At 72.6% G+C, this 20,224-nt stretch carries 14 protein-coding genes and 1 pseudogene; 3 read left to right on the top strand and 12 right to left on the bottom strand.

The genetic code is table 11. The annotated features are described in order from the left end of the window. Positions 1-6: 6 nt before the first annotated feature. From KWI83_RS08540 to KWI83_RS08520, 5 genes are all read right to left on the bottom strand, one after another. The gene (locus KWI83_RS08540) at positions 7-456 is read right to left on the bottom strand and encodes a hypothetical protein (protein ID WP_218513685.1); all 450 of its coding nucleotides are present in this window, start codon (positions 454-456) and stop codon (positions 7-9) included. Then, a complete protein-coding gene (locus tag KWI83_RS08535; RefSeq protein WP_218513684.1) occupies positions 456-4,019 on the bottom strand; it encodes a polymorphic toxin type 17 domain-containing protein in 3,564 nt (1,187 codons plus the stop codon). The genes KWI83_RS08540 and KWI83_RS08535 overlap by 1 nt, the downstream gene beginning before the upstream one ends. A gap of 265 nt (positions 4,020-4,284) precedes the next feature. Beyond that, a complete protein-coding gene (locus tag KWI83_RS08530; RefSeq protein WP_218513683.1) occupies positions 4,285-4,764 on the bottom strand; it encodes a DUF6299 family protein in 480 nt (159 codons plus the stop codon). Between the two features lie 215 nt (positions 4,765-4,979). Continuing rightward, complete coding sequence (locus tag KWI83_RS08525) at positions 4,980-5,378, bottom strand: RidA family protein (protein ID WP_218513682.1); 399 nt, start codon at positions 5,376-5,378, stop codon at positions 4,980-4,982. Continuing rightward, positions 5,375-6,853: an acyl-CoA dehydrogenase family protein gene (locus KWI83_RS08520; protein ID WP_218513681.1), complete on the bottom strand. Its 1,479-nt coding sequence runs from the start codon at positions 6,851-6,853 to the stop codon at positions 5,375-5,377. Before KWI83_RS08520 ends, KWI83_RS08525 begins: the two co-directional genes overlap by 4 nt. A gap of 137 nt (positions 6,854-6,990) precedes the next feature. Here KWI83_RS08520 and KWI83_RS08515 point away from each other — a divergent pair, with 137 nt between their 5' ends. Together KWI83_RS08515 and KWI83_RS08510 are read left to right on the top strand one after the other, a co-directional pair. Continuing rightward, on the top strand, positions 6,991-8,595 hold the full coding sequence (locus tag KWI83_RS08515; protein WP_256361972.1) for an AMP-binding protein: 1,605 nt from the start codon (positions 6,991-6,993) through the stop codon (positions 8,593-8,595). A 15-nt stretch (positions 8,596-8,610) separates the two neighbouring features. Next, positions 8,611-9,423, top strand: coding sequence for a PaaX family transcriptional regulator C-terminal domain-containing protein (locus tag KWI83_RS08510; RefSeq protein WP_218513679.1), 813 nt, complete (start codon positions 8,611-8,613; stop codon positions 9,421-9,423). Between the two features lie 20 nt (positions 9,424-9,443). On the opposite strand, the gene KWI83_RS08505 is transcribed toward KWI83_RS08510, so the two are convergent. After that, positions 9,444-11,837 (bottom strand): bifunctional salicylyl-CoA 5-hydroxylase/oxidoreductase, encoded by a 2,394-nt coding sequence (locus KWI83_RS08505; protein WP_218513887.1) that lies wholly within the window; start codon positions 11,835-11,837, stop codon positions 9,444-9,446. Between the two features lie 5 nt (positions 11,838-11,842). Next, on the bottom strand, positions 11,843-12,670 hold the full coding sequence (locus KWI83_RS08500) for an enoyl-CoA hydratase family protein (RefSeq protein WP_218513678.1): 828 nt from the start codon (positions 12,668-12,670) through the stop codon (positions 11,843-11,845). 216 nt (positions 12,671-12,886) lie between these two features. Here KWI83_RS08500 and KWI83_RS08495 point away from each other — a divergent pair, with 216 nt between their 5' ends. After that, a complete protein-coding gene (locus KWI83_RS08495) occupies positions 12,887-13,345 on the top strand; it encodes an ATP-binding protein (RefSeq protein ID WP_218513677.1) in 459 nt (152 codons plus the stop codon). A 30-nt stretch (positions 13,346-13,375) separates the two neighbouring features. Here the strand turns inward: KWI83_RS08495 and KWI83_RS40215 are convergent. The 5 genes and pseudogenes from KWI83_RS40215 to KWI83_RS08475 form a co-directional block, all read right to left on the bottom strand. Then, positions 13,376-13,629, bottom strand: a pseudogene (locus KWI83_RS40215) (amino acid permease); the annotation flags it as partial. Between the two features lie 88 nt (positions 13,630-13,717). Then, positions 13,718-14,725: an ornithine carbamoyltransferase gene (argF, locus tag KWI83_RS08490; RefSeq protein WP_218513676.1), complete on the bottom strand. Its 1,008-nt coding sequence runs from the start codon at positions 14,723-14,725 to the stop codon at positions 13,718-13,720. Between the two features lie 61 nt (positions 14,726-14,786). Continuing rightward, positions 14,787-16,010 carry an arginine deiminase gene (locus KWI83_RS08485; RefSeq protein ID WP_218513675.1) on the bottom strand — a complete coding sequence of 408 codons (1,224 nt, stop codon included), beginning with the start codon at positions 16,008-16,010 and terminating at the stop codon, positions 14,787-14,789. 102 nt (positions 16,011-16,112) lie between these two features. After that, positions 16,113-18,653 (bottom strand): polynucleotide kinase-phosphatase, encoded by a 2,541-nt coding sequence (locus KWI83_RS08480; protein WP_218513674.1) that lies wholly within the window; start codon positions 18,651-18,653, stop codon positions 16,113-16,115. After that, positions 18,650-20,107, bottom strand: coding sequence for a 3' terminal RNA ribose 2'-O-methyltransferase Hen1 (locus KWI83_RS08475; protein ID WP_218513673.1), 1,458 nt, complete (start codon positions 20,105-20,107; stop codon positions 18,650-18,652). The genes KWI83_RS08480 and KWI83_RS08475 overlap by 4 nt, the downstream gene beginning before the upstream one ends. Between the last annotated feature and the right edge of the window lie 117 nt (positions 20,108-20,224).

Below are 20,224 nucleotides of genomic sequence, written 5' to 3'. Positions count from 1 at the left end.
CGGGGGTCACAGGTCGTCGCCCGAGTCGGGGTAGTCCTGGCGGCCCCCTTCCGGGTGCAGCGGGTCGTACCCCACGGCGGCGAGGACGAGGTACACGCCGTAGGGCCCCGAGGCGCCGGCCGCCTCCGCCTGTACCTCCCTGCCTTCGGGGCGGGCCTCCTCGGTCACCCGCAGGTCCGGCGCGCCGAGGGTCCCGAGCAGCGAGCGCAGGGCACCGGCGGGCCCGTCCCCGGCAGCCGCGCCCTCGGGCAGCGGGACCGCCACGAGCAGCTGCGCCAGAAATCCCTCGCGCAGCCCGTCGGGGTGCGCCTCGCTGAACTCCATCGCCACCGGCCGCAGTTCGGTGACCAGCGGCAGCCAGGCGCGCACGGCCTCGTCCGGGGTGCGGACGTGCGCCAGGTTCAGATCGATCCGGAAGACCACCTGGTCCGGCTCGAACACCTTCGTGTAATCCATCAGTGCGTCACGTGCCCCTCGGGCGAGATGTTGGCATGCGAGTAGTCCTTGCCCTGATTCTTGCTTCCGGCGAAGATCTCGAAGCCCTTCCCCTTGGGGATCTGGACGTCCCATTCCTGCTTGCCGTCCTTGGCCCGGGTCCAGATGTTGTCGTAGGCGTCCTTGAATCCGCCGCCGGGAACCTGCGGGCGCTTCGGGTCCCACTTCTTGGGCGGTACGAAGGGGATGGGGCCCGACGTCGGCAGGCCGTGCTTCTTCGCCGTGGCCAGCCACTGCTTGTTGCCGTAGGCCTTCGCGGAGTCCTTGGCCAGCTTGTTGATCTTCGTCAGGGCGTCGTGCCACTGGGTGGGCTGCAGGTGCTTCACGCTCTTGGCGGCCCGCTCGACCCAGCCCAGGTCGTCGACGTGCTTGGCCAGGTACTCGAACTTCTCCAGGTACTTGGCGAACTTGGCGGGCTTGGCCAGCGCGTCGCCGACGTAGGGAACCATGGCCGCGAGCGACAGCCCGGCGCCCGACCAGTCGCCCTTGAACAGGCTCAGCAGGCCGGAAGCGCCGTCGCTCGCGGGCGTCGGGTCGAACAGGCCCGTGACGTCGAGGACGAGCTGCGCCTTGTCGGAGGCCGACAGGCCGCCCTCGCCGGCCAGGTCCTCGCCCGAGTCGGGGTAGGCCTGGGTGCCGTCGCCCTCCTGGGCCGGGGCCTCCGCCTCGGTGGCGAGCTCCGCGATGATCTTCTCCACGGCCGAGGCGAGGGCCTCGGCGGCGGCCTGGAAAGCGGCGTCCGCGTCCTGGCCCGCGGCGATGGCCGAGGCCTCGGCGTCGGCGGCCTGCTGGTAGGCGTAGTCGGCGGAGGCCCGGGCCCGGGTCGCCGAGGTGGCGGCGGCGTTGGCGGAGGCGTTGGCCTCGGCGGCGGCCTGCCAGGCGGCGGCCTCCGCGCTCCTGGCGCGGTCGGCGGACGCGCGGGCCTGCACCGCGGACGCCTCCGCCTGGTCGGCGAAGTTGTCGGCGTCGGTGGCGTACCCGGCGGCCTCAAGGCGCGACTTGTCGGCCTGTTCGGCGTACTCGGCGGCCTCCGCGGCGGCGTTGCGGGCGTCGGCGGCGGCCTTGGCCGCGATGGCCGCGTTCTGGTTGGCGGTCGCGGCGGTCTTCGCGGCCTGGGCGATCAGCTTCTGCACACCGGCCACGTGGGTGGCGTGCTCGTAGTCCTGACGGGCCGTCTTGTACTGCACGGTGGCCACGAAGTCGCGCAGCATCGGGCGCGGCCCGGCGAGCGCCACCCGGGCGGCGGCCTCGGTCTGCGCCCCGCCCTCGTTCATGATCGACAGGGCGGTGGCCCTGTCGTCCTCCTCGCGGGCCTTGTACTGGCCGACCAGCAGGAACTCGCGCAGCGCCGCCGTGGTGCCCGCGTCGATGGCCGCGCTCGCGGCCTGCTGCACCGCGGGGCCGCCCTGCTCGGACAGCTCCAGGACGCGTACCCGGTACTCGTCGGCCTGCGCGGTGTGCTGACCCTCCTCCAGGAAGGCGATGACGTCCTGGTGGGTGCCGGCGAGCGCGGCGGTGGCGGCCTCCTTGAGCTTGGCGGGGCCGGTCTGCGCGAGATGGGCGGCGGTGCTGCGGTCGTCCATCTCGGCGGCGTCGGCGCAGCCGGTGCGCACCCAGGCGAGGACGTCCTCGTCGGTGCCGGTCAGCGCGGCCTCGGCGGCCCGCTGGGTCCACGAGCCGCCCTTCTGCAGGAGCCGGAGCGCGGCCTGGCGGCCCTTGGCGACGGCGACGGCGCGCTCGGTGCCCGGCGCGGCGGCCTCCTGCAGCAGCTGCCTGGTCTCGGCGTCCCGCTTGTCCTCCTCGATCCGCTCGGCCTCCTTGCGCTGCTGCTCGGCGTCGTAGGCCTGCTTGCGCTCCTCGGCGACCTGGAGGGCGTGCTCGGTGTCGTTCTTCAGCCGGGCCTGCTCGGTGGCGCGTGCGGTCTCCTCGACCGTGCGGGCCTTGGTGACGGCGGCGGTGGCGACCTTCGCGGCGGCGAGCGCGGCGTTGGCGTGCGCGGTGGACTTGTTGGCGTAGTCCAGGGCCAGGCCCGCGTTGTCGGCCGCCTCGTTGGCGGCCCTGGCGGCGGCCTCGGCGTGGGCGGCCGCCTCGTTGGCCGCGTCACGCGACGCGCGGGCGGCGCTCGCCGCCTGGTGGGCGAAGCCCTCGGCGGCGTTGGCCGCATGGGTGGCGGTGGCCGCGGCGCGGCGGGCCCGGGCGGCCGCCTCCGAGGCGCGGCGGGCCTCGGACTCGGCGACGTTGGCGTGCTGTCCGGCCTCGGCGGCGGCGGTCGCGGCGGCGGCCGCGTGCTGGCCCGCGCTCGCCGCGGACAGCGCGGCCTTGACCGCTTCCAGTACGGCGTCCAGGGCGTGGCCGACCGCGGTGGCGGCGTTGCGGGCGCTGGCGGCGGCCTTGTTGGCGTCGTCGGCGGCCTTGCGCGCGGCGGCGGCCTGTCCGGCGTCCTTGGACGCGGCGGTGGCGGAGCTGTAGGCGCGGGCGGCGGCCTGGCCCGCGGCGGCCGCGGCGGCGGCCGCGGCGGAGGCGGCGTTGGCCGCGGTGCGGGCCGCGTTGGTGGCCTCGTTGGCGGCGCGGATCGCGGTGCTGGCCGCGCTGGCCGCCGCGTTGGCGGCGTCGGCGGCGCGTCCGGCGGCGGCGGACGCCCTGGCGGCGGAGTCCTTGGCGGCCGCGGTCTCCTCGGCCGCCTTCTCGGCGGCCTCCTTGGCCTTCTGGGCGGCGAGGACCGCGCGCGCGGAGGTCTCCTTGGCCTTCTCGGTCTCCGCCTTGGCCTTGCTGCCGGCCTTCTTGGCGAGGGCGGCCAGCTCGGCGACCGACATCATCTCCTGGTCGCGGGCGCGCGCGACGTGCTGGCCGGACTCGATGAACTCGTGGATGTCGGCGTCCGTTCCGCCGAGCGCGGCCTGCGCCGCGGCTTTCACCTGCGGTCCGCCCAGGTTCATGATCGAAAGGGTCTCGACGCGCTCGTCCTCGGCGCGCGCGACGTACTGGCCGGTGGTGAGGAAGTCCGCGAGCGCCTGCTCGGTACCGGCGTCGAGCGCGGTCTGAGCCGCTCGCCGCACGGCCGTGCCGCCCGCGTTCATCACGCGGAGCACCTCGACCCGCTGGTCGTCCAGGTGCGGCGCCTTCCAGCCGGTCTCCAGGAACGCCGCGATCTCCGCCGGTGTCCCGCCCAGGACCTGCTGGGCGGCCTGGCGTACGCCGGGGCCGGCGTCGTTGAGCAGCCGCAGGACGGCGAAGCGGTTGTCCTCCTCGACGACGGCGGCCCGCTCGGTGCTGAGGAACTTCTGTACGTCGGCGTCGGTACCGGCGAGCGCCTGCGCCGCGGCGGCCTTGGTGGCCTTGCCTCCGACGCGCCACAGGGCGAGCACCTCGGCCCGGTCGGCGGGGGCGGTGTCGTCGGCGCTCGCGGTCAGGCTCAGCGTTCCGGCGGTCAGTGTCAGCGTGGTGACGCAGGTGACGGCGGCCCGCCACAGGGCACGGCCCTGCCTCGGGGCATGCCGCCGTAGCAGTCTTCGGGGGAATATCACAGAAATGGGCTCCCTTGTGTGTCGGTGCGGACCACCGACGGAATTCGCCGCAGCATGATCACATAAATTCCGCACCCCTATCTGATGCATGGTCAAGGCGCACTCCGGCCGCGGCCGCGGCGACGGGCACATCACCCTCGTCGGCTGCTCCGCCGGAACCGTGCGAGAGCCCCCGAAAGGCTTCGGCCTTCGGGGGCTCTTGCCGTGGCACCGCAGCGTGCCGTCCGGCGGCAGGCGCGGACGCACCCGGGAGCGCGGAGTCCGGTCAGCTCTTGGCCAGCGTGACGTCCTGCCGCTGCGCGGCGTGGAACGTGGGCAGCGGCAGGCCGCCCTGCGGGCGCAGTTCCATGAGCGTGGCCTCGACCTGGGCGGCACCCGCCTTCAGCACGCGGTTGTACGGCTTGCCGGTGTTCTCCCAGCGGTGCTTCTTGCCGTCGCACACGGCGAGGGAGCCGCCGATGCCGTGCCGGACCGACTGGTCGCTCTGGGCGATCGAGGAGCTGACGAAGACCGGTCCGGTACCGCCGACGCAGCGGTAGGTGCCGGTGAGGGTGATCGTGCCGTCGGCGGCGATCCGGCCCTTGGGGTCGACGGTGACCGACTCGGGCGGGTCGGTGGCGATCCGGCCCTTGGGGTCGGCGGTGACCGACTCGGGCGGGTCGGCGGCGGCCGATGTCGAGGGAGCGGCGGCGAACAGGGCCAGGGCGGCGGTGGCGGCCGCGCCGAGCGCAAGGCGCAGGGACATGGAAGGACCTCCTGAAGTGGGGCTTCCACTGGTACCGGGCACGCGCGCCCGGGGGCGTGACCGTCACCCCTTCGGTGGCGAGTCCACCCGGCCGTCCGGTCGCCGTCCGGGTGGCGTGGGCTTACGGACGGACGTACGACCGTGGAGGTGCGCCAGGTGTCCCCACCGGCCTTCGTGCTCCCGGCCCGACGGTGCCGCGTGGTCGCGCCCTGGCGTCACGTCAGCACGGCGAATCCGTCCAGCTCCACCATCGCCGCCTCGTCCCACAGCCGTACGACCTCCACGACCGCCATCGCCGGGTAGTCCCGTCCGGCCAGGCTCCGCCAGACGCGGCCCAGTTCCGGGGCGTGGGCGCGGTAGGCGGCGACGTCGGTGGCGTAGACGGTGACGCGAGCGAGGTCGGACGGGGTGCCGCCGGCCGCGCGCAGGGCGGTCAGCAGGTTGCCGAGCGCCCGCTCGAACTGTTCGGGCAGGGTGTCGCCGGTGATCTTGCCGTCGGCGTCGAGGGCGGTCTGGCCCGCCAGGAAGACCAGCCGGGAGCCGGTGGCGACGACGGCGTGCGAGAAGCCGGTGGCCGGGGAGAGGCCGGGCGGGTCGATGCGCTCGGCGGTCACGGTCGGGCCTCCGGGGTGGCGTACAACTCCTTGGCGATGATGCCGCGTTGGACCTCGCTCGCCCCTTCGTAGACGCGCGGGGCGCGCACCTCGCGGTAGAGGTGTTCGAGCAGATGGCCGCGGCGCAGCGCCCGCGCGCCGTGCAACTGGACCGCCCTGTCGACGACGTACTGCGCCGTCTCGGTGGCGAGCAGTTTCGCCATCGCGGCCCGCTTCGGGACGCCGTCCGCGCCTTCGTCGTACGCCGTCGCCGCCGCGTACACCATCAGGCGGGCGGCCTCCGTGCGTACGGCCATCTCGGCGACCTGGTGGGCGACGGCCTGAAGGTCCCTCAGCTTGCCGCCGAACGCGTCCCGTCGGGCGGTGTGCGCGAGGCTGGCGTCCAGCGCGGCCTGCGCCATCCCGACGGCGAAGGCGCCGACGCTGGGCCGGAACAGGTTGAGCGTGCCCATGGCGACCCGGAAGCCCCGGTCGACCTCACCGAGCACGTCGTCGGCGGTGACGGGCACGGCGTCGAAGTGCAGGGTCCCGATGGGGTGCGGGGAGAGCATGTCGAGCCCGGTGCCGGTGAGGCCGGGCCGGTCGGCCGGCACGAGGAAGGCGGTGACTCCGCGGGCGCCCGCGTCCGGAGTCGTACGCGCGAAGACGGTGTAGAAATCGGCCTCGGGGGCGTTGGAGATCCAGCACTTCTCACCGCTGAGCCGCCACCGACGGGAGCCGTCGGCCTCGGCGGCGAGCGAAGCGCCGGGCGGCGGAACACGCGGCTGCGCGACCGCAGCGGCACGAGGCCCCACGCCACCGGACCCACCCACCGATGCAGCGCCGCGCGGCAGATCACCGGCCCCACCGCCCGAAGCGCCGCCAGGCGGCAGAGCACCAGGCTCGCCCCCCGAAGCGGCACCTCGCGGCAGACCACCGACCCCAACCCCCGAAGCCCCGCCACGCGCCGGACGACCGGGCTCACCCACCGAACCACCACCACGCGCCGGACCACCGGCCTCCGCGGAGGAGCACGCGGAGCGGGCGTCGCGGGCGTCGTCGTCCGGTGGGCCTCCCGCGACGGCCTCCTCCGGCTCGGCCCTCAGGGACAGCGCCGCCGCGTCCGAGCCCGCGCCCGGCTCGCTCAGCGCGAAGGCCGCCACCACGCTGCCCTCGCGTACCCCGGGCAGCCAGCGGTCGCGCTGTTCCGGTGTGCCGTGGGCGTGGACGGGGTGGGCGCCCAGGCCCTGGAGGGCGAGGGCGGTCTCGGCCTCGGTGCAGGCGTAGGCGAGGGACTCGCGCATCAGGCAGAGGTCGAGGGCGCCGGAGGTGAAGAGGCGGTCCAGCAGTCCGAGGCGGCCGAGTTCGGTGACGAGGAGGCGGTTGACGTGGCCGGGTTCGCCCTTCTCGGCGAGCGGGCGCAGCCGTTCGGCGGCGAGCGTGCGCAGCTCCGCGCACCAGGCGGCTTGTTCCGGTTCGAGTGAGAATGCGGGCACTGCCGGTCCTCCCTCCGGAGCGGTCTCACCCGACGGTATCGCGTCCCATTGACTGCCGTCACCAACACGATACGCTCCTGGTGCGAGCGCACCACGACGCCCGCCACGACGCCCACCAGGCAAGGGGGCGAACCACCATGGACGACCGTCCGATCCGTTCCGCCCACGTCGACACCTTCGCGGGCGACCACCTCCCCCCGCGCGACGAGTGGCCCGAACTCCGCTTCGACCTGCCGGAGCTGCGCTACCCCGAACGGCTGAACTGCGCCGCCGAACTGCTCCACGGCCCACCCGACGACCGCCCGGTGTTCCACACCCCGCACGGCCCCGCCTGGACGTACGGCGACCTGCGCGCCCGCGTGGACCGGCTCGCGCACGTCCTCACCACCGGTCTCGGCATCGTCCCCGGCCATCGCGTCCTGCTGCGCGGCCCGACCACGCCCTGGCTGGCCGCCTGCTGGCTGGCGGTGCTGAAGGCGGGCGCGGTCGCCGTCACCGTGCTGGCCCAGCAGCGCCCGCACGAGCTGAGCACGATCTGCGAGATCGCCCGCGTCCGGCACGCGCTGTGCGACATCCGGGCCGTCGACGACCTCGCCAAGGCGGAGATACCGGATCTGCGGATCACGACGTACGACGGTGACGCGCCCGACGACCTCCTCAACCTCCCGGCGCCCGGCACGCCGTACCCGGCCGTGGACACCGCGGCCGACGACGTGGCGCTGATCGCGTTCACCTCCGGCACCACCGGCCGCCCGAAAGGGTGCATGCACTTCCACCGGGATGTGCTGGCGATCGCGGACACCTTCTCGAAGCATGTGCTGCGCCCCCACAGCGACGACGTCTTCGCGGGCAGTCCCCCGCTCGGCTTCACCTTCGGCCTCGGCGGTCTCGTCGTCTTCCCGTTACGGGCCGGGGCCAGTGCGCTGCTGCTCGAACAGGCGGGCCCGAAGCAGCTGCTGCCCGCGATCGCCGAGCACCGGGTGTCGGTGCTGTTCACCGCGCCGACGGCGTACCGCGCCATGCTGGGCGAGCTCGACGGCCACGATCTGACGTCCCTGCGCCGCTGTGTCTCGGCCGGGGAGAACCTGCCCGCGGCCACCTGGCAGGACTGGCACGAGCGCACCGGGCTGCGCGTCATCAACGGCATCGGCGCCACCGAGCTGCTGCACATCTTCATCTCGGCGGCCGACGAGCACATCAGGCCCGGGACCACTGGTGTCCCCGTCCCCGGCTGGGACGCGCGCGTGGTCGACGACGAGGGGCGCGAACTGCCCGACGGCGAGCCGGGGCTGCTGGCCGTGCGCGGCCCGGTCGGCTGCCGGTATCTCGCCGACCCACGGCAGCGGGAGTACGTGCGGGACGGCTGGAACGTCACCGGCGACACCTACGTCCGCGAGCCCGACGGCTACTTCCGGTACGTCGCCCGCGCCGACGACATGATCATCTCGGCCGGTTACAACATCGCCGGACCCGAGGTCGAGGACGCGCTGCTGCGGCACCCGGACGTGGTGGAGGCGGCGGTCGTCGGCCGGCCCGACGAGGAGCGTGGCATGGCGGTGGTGGCGTACGCCGTGCTCAAGGAGGGCGCCGAACGGGACGCCGAGGCCCTGCGCGCCTTCGTCAGGTCGGAACTCGCGCCCTACAAATGCCCCCGTGAGATGGTCTTCCTGGACGCCCTTCCGCGCACCGCGACCGGAAAGCTTCAGCGGTTCCGGCTGCGCACCGAAGGTGACCAGCAGTGATCCGTACGACTTAAGATGATCAACGTGTCCGACCAGCACGCTCCACGGTCTCTCATCGTCACGCTCTACGGCGCGTACGGCCGCTTCATGCCCGGCCCGGTGCCGGTCGCCGAACTGATCCGGCTGCTGGCCGCGGTCGGGGTGGACGCGCCCTCGGTGCGCTCGTCGGTGTCCCGGCTCAAGCGGCGCGGCCTGCTCGTCCCGGCCCGCACCGAACAGGGCGCGGCCGGTTACGAACTCTCCCCGGACGCCCGTCAGTTGCTCGACGACGGCGACCGGCGCATCTACGCCACCGTGCCGCCCGAGGACGAGGGCTGGGTGCTCGCGGTGTTCTCCGTGCCGGAGTCGGAACGCCAGAAGCGGCACGTGCTGCGCTCCCGCCTGGCCGGGCTCGGCTTCGGCACGGCCTCACCCGGCGTGTGGATCGCCCCCGCCCGGCTCTACGAGGAGACCCGGCACACTCTGCAGCGGCTGCGCCTCGATGCGTACGTCGACCTCTTCCGCGGCGAGCACCTGGGCTTCGCGCCGACCGTCGAGGCGGTCGCCCGCTGGTGGGACCTGGCCGCGATCGCCAAGCAGCACGAGGCGTTCCTCGACCGGCACGCGCGCGTGCTGCACGAGTGGGAGCGGCGCACGGACACCCCGCCCGAGGAGGCCTACCGCGACTACCTCCTCGCCCTGGACTCCTGGCGTCATCTGCCGTACGCCGACCCCGGCCTGCCGGCGAGCCTGCTGCCCGCGAACTGGCCGGGTGTCCGCTCGGCGGCGGTGTTCCAGGGGCTGCACGAACGGCTGCGGGACGCGGGGGCGGTCTTCGCGGGCCTCTGACCGCACCTGACCACCACGCCTCAGCTGCTGAGCGTCAACCGGGGCTTGGGGGCGTCGGTGCGTCCGGTGCGGGGTGGTCGGCTGCCCGCCCGGTAGGGAGCGGGCCAGACGACGCCCGGACCGTCGTACCCCTGCTCGGCGGCCGCGTGCAGCGTCCAGTGCGGGTCGTACAGGTGCGGGCGGGCCAGCGCGCACAGGTCCGTGCGGCCCGCCAGGATCAGGGAGTTGACGTCGTCCCAGGAGGAGATCGCGCCGACCGCGATCACCGGGACGCCCGCCTCGTGCCGGATCCGGTCCGCGTACGGCGTCTGGTACGACCGCCCGAACTCCGGCCGCTCCTCGGCCACCACCTGCCCGGTCGACACGTCGATCGCGTCGGCACCGTGCGCGGCGAAGGCCCGCGCGATCGCGACGGCCTCCTCCGGCGTGGTGCCGCCCTCGGCCCAGTCGGTGGCCGAGATCCGCACGGTCATGGGCCGCTCCTCCGGCCACACGGCCCGTACGGCGTCGAAGACCTCCAGCGGGAAGCGGAGCCGTTTGGCGAGCGAGCCGCCGTAGGCGTCGGTGCGCCGGTTGGTCAGCGGGGAGAGGAAGCCGGAGAGCAGATAGCCGTGGGCGCAGTGCAGTTCGAGCAGGTCGAAACCGGCCCGCGCGGCACGGCAGGCGGCGGCGGTGAACTGTTCTCGTATGTCGGTGAGCTGGGCACGGGACAGCTCGCGCGGGATCTGGCTGCCGGGCTTGTACGGCAGCGGGGAGGCGGCCACGAGCGGCCAGTTGCCGTCGTCGAGGGGCTCGTCCATCCCCTCCCACATGAGCTTGGTGGAGCCCTTGCGCCCGCTGTGACCGAGCTGCACGCCGATGCCGGTGCCGGGTGCCCGGCTGTGCACGAAGTCGGTGATCCGCCGCCACGCCTCGGCCTGCTTGCCGGTGTACAGACCCGCACAGCCGGGAGTGATCCGGCCCTCGGGGCTCACGCACACCATCTCGGTCATCACCAGCCCGGCGCCCCCGAGCGCGCGGGCGCCGAGGTGGACGAGGTGGAAGTCGCCGGGGACGCCGTCGACCGCCGAGTACATGTCCATCGGCGACACCACGACCCGGTTGCGCAGGGTCAGGCCGCGCAGCCGGAACGGGGTGAACATCGGGGGCGTACCGGGCGGGCAGCCGAACTCGCGCTCCACGGCCTCGGTGAAGTGCGCGTCGCGCAGCCGGAGGTTGTCGTGGGTGACGCGGCGGCTGCGGGTGAGCAGGTTGAAGGCGAACTGACGGGGGCGCTGGCCGAGGTACAGCGAGAGGTTCTCGAACCACTCCAGGCTGGCCCGCGCCGCGCGCTGGGTGGAGGCGACGACGGGCTTGCGCTCCTCCTCGTACGCGGTCAGGGCCCTCTCGATCGAGGGCTGTTCCTGGATGCAGGCGGCCAGGGCGAGGGCGTCCTCGACGGCGAGCTTGGTGCCGGAGCCGATGGAGAAGTGGGCGGTGTGGGCGGCGTCGCCGAGGAGGACGACGTTGCCGTGCGACCAGCTCTCGTTGACGACCGTGCGGAAGGTGGTCCAGGTGGAGTTGTTGGACTTCAGCGGGCGGCCGCCGAGCGCGTCCGCGAAGATCTTGGCGCAGCGTTCGACGGACTCGTGCTCGCCGAGTTCGTCGAAACCGGCCTCGTGCCAGACCTCCTCGCGCATCTCGACGATCACGGTGGAGGCGTCGGGGGCGTAGGGGTAGCCGTGCAGTTGCATCACGCCGTGCTCGGTCTCCGCGATCTCGAAGCGGAAGGCGTCGAAGGGGAAGTCGGCGGCGAGCCAGATGTAGCGGCAGCGGTGCGTCGTGATGTGGGGGCGGAACGCGTCGGCGTAGGTCTCGCGGGTGGTGCTGTGTACTCCGTCGGCGGCGATGACGAGGTCGTGGGAGCTTGCGAGTGTGGCCGGGGGTGGGGCCTCGGTGCGGAAGCGGAGGTCCACGCCGAGGTGGTGGCAGCGGGCGTGCAGGATCTCCAGGAGGCGTTTGCGGCCGAGGGCGGCGAAGCCGTGGCCTCCGGAGGTGTGGCGTACTCCTCGGTGGACGATGTCGATGTCGTCCCAGCGGATGAAGTGCTGTTGCAGGGCCTCGTAGACGGGTGGGTCGGCGTGCTCGATGCCGCCGAGGGTTTCGTCGGAGAGGACGACTCCGAAGCCGAAGGTGTCGTCGGGGGCGTTGCGTTCCCAGAGGGTGATGTCGCGGGTGGGGTCGAGGCGTTTGAGGAGGGCCGCGGCGTAGAGGCCGCCGGGGCCGCCGCCGAGGATCGCGACTCGTAGGGGGTGACTGGTCTTTGTGGGCGACTGCGGGTGCCGTGTGGTTGATCGCGCCCACGCGGCGGTAGCCGCAAATTCAGTACAGCCCCGCGCCCCTGAGGTTGGGACAGTCCCCTGAGTCGAGAACACCACCCCTACCTCCCCTGCCACTTTGGGGGCCTCTTTTCCTTGAACGCCGCGTGGAACTCTGCGTAGTCCTCGCCGTTCATCAAGAGGGCCTGCGTTGATGCGTCCAGTTCCACCGCTGCCGCCAGCGGCATGTCCAGTTCCGCCGTCAGCAAGGCCTTCGTCTGGGCGTACGCCAGGGCCGGGCCCTCGGACAGGCGGTGGGCCAGGCGGTGGGCCGCCTCGTCGGCTCGGCCCTCGTCCGTCAGCTCGCTGATCAGGCCGATGCGCTCGGCCTCGGGGGCGCGGACCGGTTCACCGAGCATGAGGAGGCGGGTGGCGTGGCCGAGACCGACGACACGGGGCAGCAGGTACGCGGCGCCCATGTCGCCGCCGGACAGGCCGACCCGGGTGAAGAGGAACGCGAAGCGGGCGCTGGGGTCCGCGACGCGGAAGTCGGCCGCCAGCGCGAGCACCGCCCCGGCGCCCGCCGCCATGCCGTGCACCGCCGCGATCACCGGGAACGGGCATTCTCGTATGGCCCGCACCACCTGCCCGGTCATCCGGTTGAAGTCGAGGAGCTGGGCGGTGTCCATGGACAGCGTGGCGCCGATGATCTCGTCGACGTCCCCGCCGGAGCAGAAGCCGCGGCCCTCTCCGGCCAGCACCAGGGCGCGCACCGACCGCTCCCGGGACAGCTCGGCGAGCAGGTCGCGGAGGTCGGCGTAGGCGCCGAAGGTGAGGGCGTTGAGCTTGTCGGGGCGGGCCAGGGTGACGGTGGCCACACCGTCGGTGCGGTCGACGCGCAGATGGCGCCAGGGCGAGGTGGGGGCGGCGGAGCCGGTGAAGGGACTCATGGGGTGCGGCCTCCTTGGGCGGGCACTGCCTCACTGACCTCTACCCCAGGACGCTATCACTCATTCGTGACCGTCGTCAGAATCACGCGACAGGAGGAGGCGGCGCCCCTCGTGAGACCCTGCCGAGGGGCGTCGTACCATTCCTGAGGTTGAAAGCAGGACGGCCTGAATCCTCGGCACTCGGAAACACGCCTGCTCCATGAACGGAACCAGCTCTTGCACGAACGCCCCTCCGCCCCCGCCTCCTGGCGCATCACGCTGCCGCACTCCACGGCGGCCGTGCCCGTGGCGCGCGCACTGGTCCGTACGGCGCTGGCGGAGCTGGAGCACGGCGCCGACAGCGACACCGCCGAGCTGCTCACCGCGGAGCTGGTCGCCAACGCCGTGGAGCACACCGCGGGCGGCACCCCGATAGAGCTGGTCGTGGAGCTGCTGCCGACCGGCTGCAAGGTCGAGGTGCACGACCCCGACCCGGCGCCGCCCGGCAACCTCACACATCCCGCCGACCGCGCGCCCGACCCCTGGCAGGAGCACGGGCGCGGGCTGCTGCTGATCCGCACCCTGAGCGCGTCCTGCGGTCACCGCCCCACCGAGTCCGGCAAGGCGGTGTGGTTCAGACTGCCTGTGGTACCGCGTCAGCGTCAGCCTCACTGGCGTCCGCGTCCGGCGACGTGACCCGGGCCAGCCGGGAGTCGCGGCGCCCGTAAGCGGCACGCGGACGGTGCGCGGCAGGTCCGGCTCGCGGCGACGCAGGGCGATCACCGCGACGCTGACGGCGGCCATGGCGGGGAGCGTGCCGAGGGTGCACAGGTTGACCACGGAGTCCAGCGACGCGAAGGCCGCCGGGACGGCGAAGACGACCGCGGTGATCAGGGCCCGCGACGGGCGTGGCGGTGCGCGGAGACCTTCTCGAAGACGCGTGGGACGAGTCCGTCCCGGGACATCGATGGCAACGACCGCGCCGAAGGCGACGAGGAACGGAACGGGTGGCTCCGGGGCCGCGGTTCGGCATAAGGCCTGATCAGGCGCGGTCAGGACAAGGACGGCTCAGGCAAGGGTGGCGACGAGTACCGCCTTGATGGTGTGCAGCCGGTTCTCCGCCTGGTCGAAGACGATCGAGTGGGCCGACTCGAAGACCTCGTCGGTGACCTCCAGGGAGTCCAGCCCGTGAACCTCGTGGATCGCGCGGCCGACCTCGGTGCCGAGGTCGTGGAAGGCGGGGAGGCAGTGCAGGAACTTCACGTCCGGATTGCCGGTGGCCCGCAGCACGTCCATGGTCACGGCGTACGGGGCGAGGGCGGCGATCCGCTCGTCCCAGACCTCCTTGGACTCGCCCATGGACACCCAGACGTCGGTGGCGACGAAGTCGGCGCCCGCGACGCCCTCCTCCAGGGACTCGGTGAGCGTGATCCGGGCGCCACTGGTCTCGGCGAGGGCGCGGGCCCGGTCGACGATGTCCTGGGCGGGCCAGTAGGACTTGGGGGCGACGATCCGGACGTCCATGCCGAGCAGGGCGCCGGTGACCAGGTAGGAGTTGCCCATGTTGAAGCGGGCGTCGCCGAGGTAGGCGAACGCCGTCTCCTTCAGCGGCCTGGCGCTGTGCTCGCACATGGTGAGGACGTCGGCGAGCATCTGGGTGGGGTGCCAGTCGTCGGTGAGGCCGTTGTAGACGGGCACACCGGCATACGTCGCCAGTTCCTCCACCTTGGCCTGGCTGTCCCCGCGGTACTCGATCCCGTCGTACATCCGGCCGAGCACGCGGGCGGTGTCCTTCACCGACTCCTTGTGCCCGATCTGCGAACCGGAGGGATCGAGATACGTGGTCGAGGCGCCCTGGTCGGCGGCGGCGACCTCGAACGCGCAACGGGTGCGCGTCGACGTCTTCTCGAAGATCAGCGCGATGTTTCGGCCCCGCAGATGCTGGATCTCGGTCCCGGCCTTCTTGGCGGCCTTCAGCTCGGCGGCCAGCTCGATCAGACCAAGGAACTCCCGCTCGGTGAAGTCGAGCTCCTTGAGGAAGGGGCGGCCTGCGAGGGCGGTCGGGACTGTCGCCATGGGGGCGCTCCAGAAGTACAGGGACAGAGGGCGATGGAAGTCTATACGATGCCCAGAATTTCTATACGGCATCCCGTGCGACCGGGCAGCTCATGCACCGAGGTCCGCCTCTCCCCCGCCCCAGCTCGCTGCCCGGGATCTCGATCACCTCGATGCCCTGCTTGCGCAGATGGGTGTTGGTGGTGGAGTTCCGTTCGTAGGCGACGACCACGCCCGGTTCGACCGCGAGCACGTTGCAGCCGTCGTCCCACTGCTCGCGCTCGGCGGCGTGCACGTCCTGGGTGGCGGTGAGGACCCGGATCTCGCTCAGCCCGAGCGCGGCGGCGATCGCACGGTGCATGTGCTCCGGCGGGTGGTCGGTGACCTTCAGCTCCTTCTCGCCGACGCCCGGCTCGATGGTGTAGGAACGCAGCATGCCGAGCCCGGCGTACTGGGTGAACACATCGCCGTCGACCATGGTCATCACGGTGTCGAGGTGCATCAGCGCCCGCCGCTTGGGCATGTCGAGGGCCACGATCGTCTCCGCGGAGCCCGCGGCGAACAGCTTGTGCGCCAGCATCTCGACGGCCTGCGGGGTGGTCCGCTCGCTCATGCCGATGAGCACGGCGCCGTTGCCGATCACGAGCACGTCCCCGCCCTCGATGGTCGACGGGTAGTCGGCCTGCCCCTCCGACCAGATGTGGAACCCCTCGTCACGGAACAGCGGGTGGTGCCGGTAGATCGCCTCGAAGTGCACCGTCTCGCGCTGCCGGGCGGGCCAGCGCATGGCGTTGATGGAGACGCCGTCGTAGATCCAGGCGGAGGTGTCCCGGGTGAAGAGGTGGTTCGGCAGCGGGTCCAGCAGGAAGTCGTCGAGGTCCATGACGTGGAAGCGCACGGACGTCGGCTCCGCGTGCGCGTCCAGGAACTCCCGCTTGGTCATCCCGCCGACCAGCGCCTCGGCCAGCTCCCGGGTGGGCAGCGCATCGAAGGCCGCCCGGAGGTGGTCGGTGGCCAGCGGGCCGTACTCCTTCTCGTCGAAGACCCGGTCCAGGACGAGCGTGCGGGCCGCCGGGATCTCCAGCGCCTCGGTGAGCAGCTCGCCGAACAGGTGGACGGTGACACCGCGGTCGCGCAGCACGTCGGCGAACCCGTCGTGCTCGGCGCGCGCCCGGCGTACCCACAGGACGTCGTCGAAGAGCAGGGCGTCCTTGTTGCTGGGGGTGAGCCTTTTGAGCTCTAGATCGGGCCGGTGCAGGATGACGCGGCGCAGCCGCCCGGCCTCGGAGTCGACGTGGAATCCCATGCCTCCATCCTGACCATTCGCGCTCCTGTTCACCCCCTCTTTCGGCCAGGGCCGTCCGGCGGATCAGGTCCCGCGTCCCCGGGATGATCCGCCGGACAGGCCCTACAGCCGCGGGTCCACCGGCTCCGACTCCAGGGCCAGCACCCCGAACACCGCCTCGTGCACCCGCCACAGCGGCTCGCCCTCGGCCAGCCGGTCCAGGGCCTCCAGGCCGAGCGCGTACTCGCGCAGCGCCAGCGACCGCTTGTGGTTCAGGAACCGCGAGCGCAGGCGGGCCAGGTTGTCCGGGCGGGTGTACTCGGGACCGTAGATGATCCGCAGGTACTCACGGCCGCGGCACTTGATGCCCGGCTGCACCAGACGGCCCTGTTCGGTGCGCACCACCGCGCCGAGCGGCTTGACGACCATGCCCTCGCCGCCCCGGCCGGTCATCTCCAGCCACCAGTCGATGCCGGACTGCACCGACTCGGCGTCGCCGGTGTCGACGTACAGCCGCCGGGTGGTCTGCAGCAGACCGGTGCCGTCGTGCTCGACGAGGCGGTCGAGCAGGGCGAGCTGCTCGTCGTGCGGCAGGGCGGCGAGACTGCGGCCCTGCCCGGCCAGGATCTGGAACGGCGCGAGGCGCACGCCGTCCAGGCCGTCCGTGGTCCAGCAGTAGCGCCGGTACGCCTCCGTGAACGCCGCCGCGTCGGCCGCCCGCTCCCGCTGCCGTGTCAGCAGGTCGGTGACGTCGACGCCGCGGGCCGCCGCACCCTCCAGGGCGGCCACCGCGCCGGGGAACACCGCCCCGGAGGCGGCGCCGACCGCCGCGTACTGGCTGCGCAGCAGCCCGGACGCCTTCAGCGACCACGGCATCAGCTCCGCGTCGAGCAGCAGCCACTCCGTGTCCAGCTCCGCGAACAGACCCGCCGACTCGACCGCCGACCTGAGCCGCCCGAGGATCTCCTCGGTGACGGTCTCGTCATCGAAGAACGGGCGACCGGTGCGGGTGTAGAGCGACCCGGTCGGTCCGTCCACCCCGAACCGCTTCCGCGCCGCCTCCGCGTCCCGGCACACCAGCGCCACCGCCCGCGATCCCATGTGCTTCTCCTCGCACACGACCCGCGCGACACCGTCGTCCCGGTACTGCGCGAAGGCCTCGGCCGGATGCTCCAGATAGTCCTCGATGTGGGAGGTGGCCGTCGGGGCCATCGTCGGCGGGAGGTACGGCAGCAGCCGCGGGTCGACCGCGAAACGGCTCATGACCTCCAGGGCCGCCGCCGCGTTCTCCTCACGGACGGAGATCCGCCCGGCGTGCCGCGTCTCCACGACCCGCCGTCCCTGCACGTCGGCCAGGTCCAGCGGACGCCCGTCCTGCCCGCCCGGCGCCTCGGAGCGCAGCGGCTTCGTCGGCTCGTACCAGACCCGCTCGGCCGGTACGTCGACCAGTTCCCGCTCCGGCCAGCGCAGCGCGGTGAGCCTGCCGCCGAAGACGGCGCCGGTGTCCAGGCAGATGGTGTTGTTCAGCCAGGTGGCCTCCGGGACGGGGGTGTGGCCGTACACCACGGCCGCCCGGCCGCGGTAGTCCTCCGCCCACGGGTAGCGCACCGGCAGCCCGAACTCGTCGGTCTCGCCGGTGGTGTCGCCGTACAGCGCGTGCGAGCGGACCCGGCCGGAGGTGCGGCCGTGGTACTTCTCCGGCAGACCGGCGTGGCAGACGACCAGCTTGCCGCCGTCGAGGACGTAGTGGCTGACCAGGCCGTCGAGGAACTCCCGTACCTCCGCCCGGAACTCCTCGCTCTCGCCCTCCATCTGCTCGATGGTCTCGGCCAGGCCGTGCGTGTGCTGGACCTTGCGACCCTTGAGGTAACGCCCGTACTTGTTCTCGTGGTTGCCGGGCACGCACAACGCGTTGCGCGACTTCACCATCGACATCACGCGGCGCAGCACACCAGGGCTGTCCGGGCCGCGGTCGACCAGGTCGCCGACGAAGACGGCGGTACGGCCCTCCGGGTGCACGCCGTCGACGTAGCCCAGCTTGCCCAGCAGCGCCTCCAGTTCGGACGCGCAGCCGTGGATGTCGCCGATGATGTCGAACGGGCCGGTGAGGTGGGTGAGGTCGTTGAAGCGCTTCTCGGTGACGACGGTGGCGTTCTCGACCTCCTCGACGCCGCGCAGGACGTGCACCTTGCGAAAGCCCTCGCGCTCCAGGTGGCGTATGGAGCGGCGGAGTTCGCGGATGTGCCGCTGGATCACCCGGCGCGGCATGTCCGCCCGGTCGGTGCGGGCCGCGTTGCGCTCGGCGCACACCTGCTCGGGCACGTCGAGCACGATGGCGATGGGCAGCACGTCGTACTCCCGGGCCAGCTCGATCAGCTTCCGCCGGGCGTCCGACTGCACGCTGGTCGCGTCGACGACCGTGCGGCGGCCGGCGGCCAGGCGCTTGCCCGCGATGTAGTGCAGGACGTCGAAGGCGTCGCGGGTGGCGCTCTGGTCGTTCTCGTCGTCGGAGACGAGGCCGCGGCAGAAGTCGGAGGAGATCACCTCGGTGGGCGTGAAGTTCCTGCGGGCGAAGGTGGACTTGCCGGAGCCGGAGGCGCCGACGAGGACCACGAGGGAGAGGTCGGTGACGGGCAGGACACGGTCCTTGTGCGTCTCGGTCATGCCGCCTTCGCCTCCTTCCGCATGGTGAAAACGGCCATCTGCGTGGGCGGGCCCACCTCGGGGTCGTCCGGTCCGACCGGCCTGAACTCGACGTCGTATCCGTGCCGTTCGGCGACCGCGTCCGCCCAGGCGCGGAACTCCTCGCGGGTCCACTCGAAGCGGTGGTCGCCGTGCCGGACGTGCCCGGCCGGGAGGGTCTCCCAGCGGACGTTGTACTCGACGTTCGGGGTGGTCACGAGGACCGTGCGGGGGCGGGCGGCGCCGAACACGGCGTACTCCAGGGCGGGCAGCCGGGACAGGTCGAGGTGTTCGATCACCTCGCTGAGCACGGCGGCGTCATAGCCCTTGAGCCGGTTGTCGGTGTAGGCGAGCGAACTCTGGAAGAGCTTGACGCGCGCGGCCTGCCGCTCCCCCATGCGGTCCAGTTTCAGTCGCCGGGAGGCGATGGTGAGCGCCCGCATCGACACGTCGACGCCGACGATCTCGGTGAACCGCACGTCCTTGAGCAGCGTCTGCACCAACTGGCCCTGCCCGCAGCCGAGGTCGAGGACGCGGGCGGCGCCCGACTCCTGGAGCGCGGCCACGATCGCCTCCCGTCGCTGCACGGCGAGCGGCGTCGGCCGCTCCTCCTGCTCGGTCTCGGCCTCGACCGCGTTGTCGATGTCCTCGACCTCGCTGTCGTCGGCCTCGGCCAGCCGTACCAGCTCCAGGCGTTCCCTCGCCTCGCGGGTCAGCGACCAGCGGCGCGCGAGGTAACGGCTGGTGATCAGCTTCTGCTCCGGGTGGCCGGGCAGCCAGCCCTCACCGGCCCGCAGCAGCTTGTCGACCTCGTCGGAGGCGACCCAGTAGTGCTTGGCGTCGTCGAGGACGGGCAGCAGGACGTACAGGTGGCGCAGGGCGGCGGCGAGGGTCAGCGCCTCGGACTCCAGCACGAGACGCACATACCGCGAGTCGCCCCACTGCGGGAACTCCGTGTCCAGCGGCACGGGTTCGGCCGTGACCGCCCACCCGAGCGGCTCGAAGAGGCGTCGTACGAGGTCGGGCCCGCCGCGCGCGGGCAGCGCGGGTACCTCGATGCGCAGCGGGAGCGGCTCGGCGGCGCGCTCGGGCCGGGCGTTGCACACCCCGCGCATCGCGCTGGAGAAGACGGCACTCAGCGCCACGGCGAGCAGCGAGGAGGCCGCGTACGGGCGGTCGTTGACGTACTGCGCCAGGGCCGCGTCGGGTGCGCCGCCCCGGCCCTTGCCCTTGCCGCGCCGGACCAGTGCCACCGCGTCCACCTCCAGCAGCAGCGCCGCCGTGCAGCGTTGGGCGTCCGCCTCGGGGTAGAGGACGTGCGCCGTGCCGTAGGAGGTGGAGAACACCTGCGATTTGTCGGGATGCTTGTGCAGCAGGTAGCCGAGGTCGGTCGCGGGGCGTTCTCGGGTGCCGGTGGTACTGATCGTCAGGAACACGGTGGTTGCCTCGAAGGGGTCTGAAGTGCGGGTATGCGCCCGCGGGTCCCTGACAACGTACAGACAACACAGCGAGACAACCTGGAATTTTCCGCCCGGCCGGGGCTGGGCGCTGCT

It is taken from the genome of Streptomyces sp. TRM70350 (genome assembly GCF_019219825.1).
GTDB lineage: Bacteria > Actinomycetota > Actinomycetes > Streptomycetales > Streptomycetaceae > Streptomyces.
The sequence above is the reverse complement of the archived record's forward strand: the minus strand, read 5'-3'. Positions and strand labels throughout refer to the sequence as shown.

What these genes read in the sequence shown, in the direction of transcription:
- KWI83_RS08540 (WP_218513685.1), bottom strand. Translation starts at nt 456, where the DNA reads ATGGATTACACGAAGGTGTTCGAGCCGGACCAGGTGGTCTTCCGGATC.
- KWI83_RS08530 (WP_218513683.1), bottom strand. Translation starts at nt 4,764, where the DNA reads ATGTCCCTGCGCCTTGCGCTCGGCGCGGCCGCCACCGCCGCCCTGGCC.
- KWI83_RS08515 (WP_256361972.1), top strand. Translation starts at nt 6,991, where the DNA reads ATGGACGACCGTCCGATCCGTTCCGCCCACGTCGACACCTTCGCGGGC.
- KWI83_RS08510 (WP_218513679.1), top strand. Translation starts at nt 8,611, where the DNA reads ATGATCAACGTGTCCGACCAGCACGCTCCACGGTCTCTCATCGTCACG.
- KWI83_RS08500 (WP_218513678.1), bottom strand. Translation starts at nt 12,670, where the DNA reads ATGAGTCCCTTCACCGGCTCCGCCGCCCCCACCTCGCCCTGGCGCCAT.
- argF (WP_218513676.1), bottom strand. Translation starts at nt 14,725, where the DNA reads ATGGCGACAGTCCCGACCGCCCTCGCAGGCCGCCCCTTCCTCAAGGAG.
- KWI83_RS08485 (WP_218513675.1), bottom strand. Translation starts at nt 16,010, where the DNA reads ATGGGATTCCACGTCGACTCCGAGGCCGGGCGGCTGCGCCGCGTCATC.
- KWI83_RS08480 (WP_218513674.1), bottom strand. Translation starts at nt 18,653, where the DNA reads ATGACCGAGACGCACAAGGACCGTGTCCTGCCCGTCACCGACCTCTCC.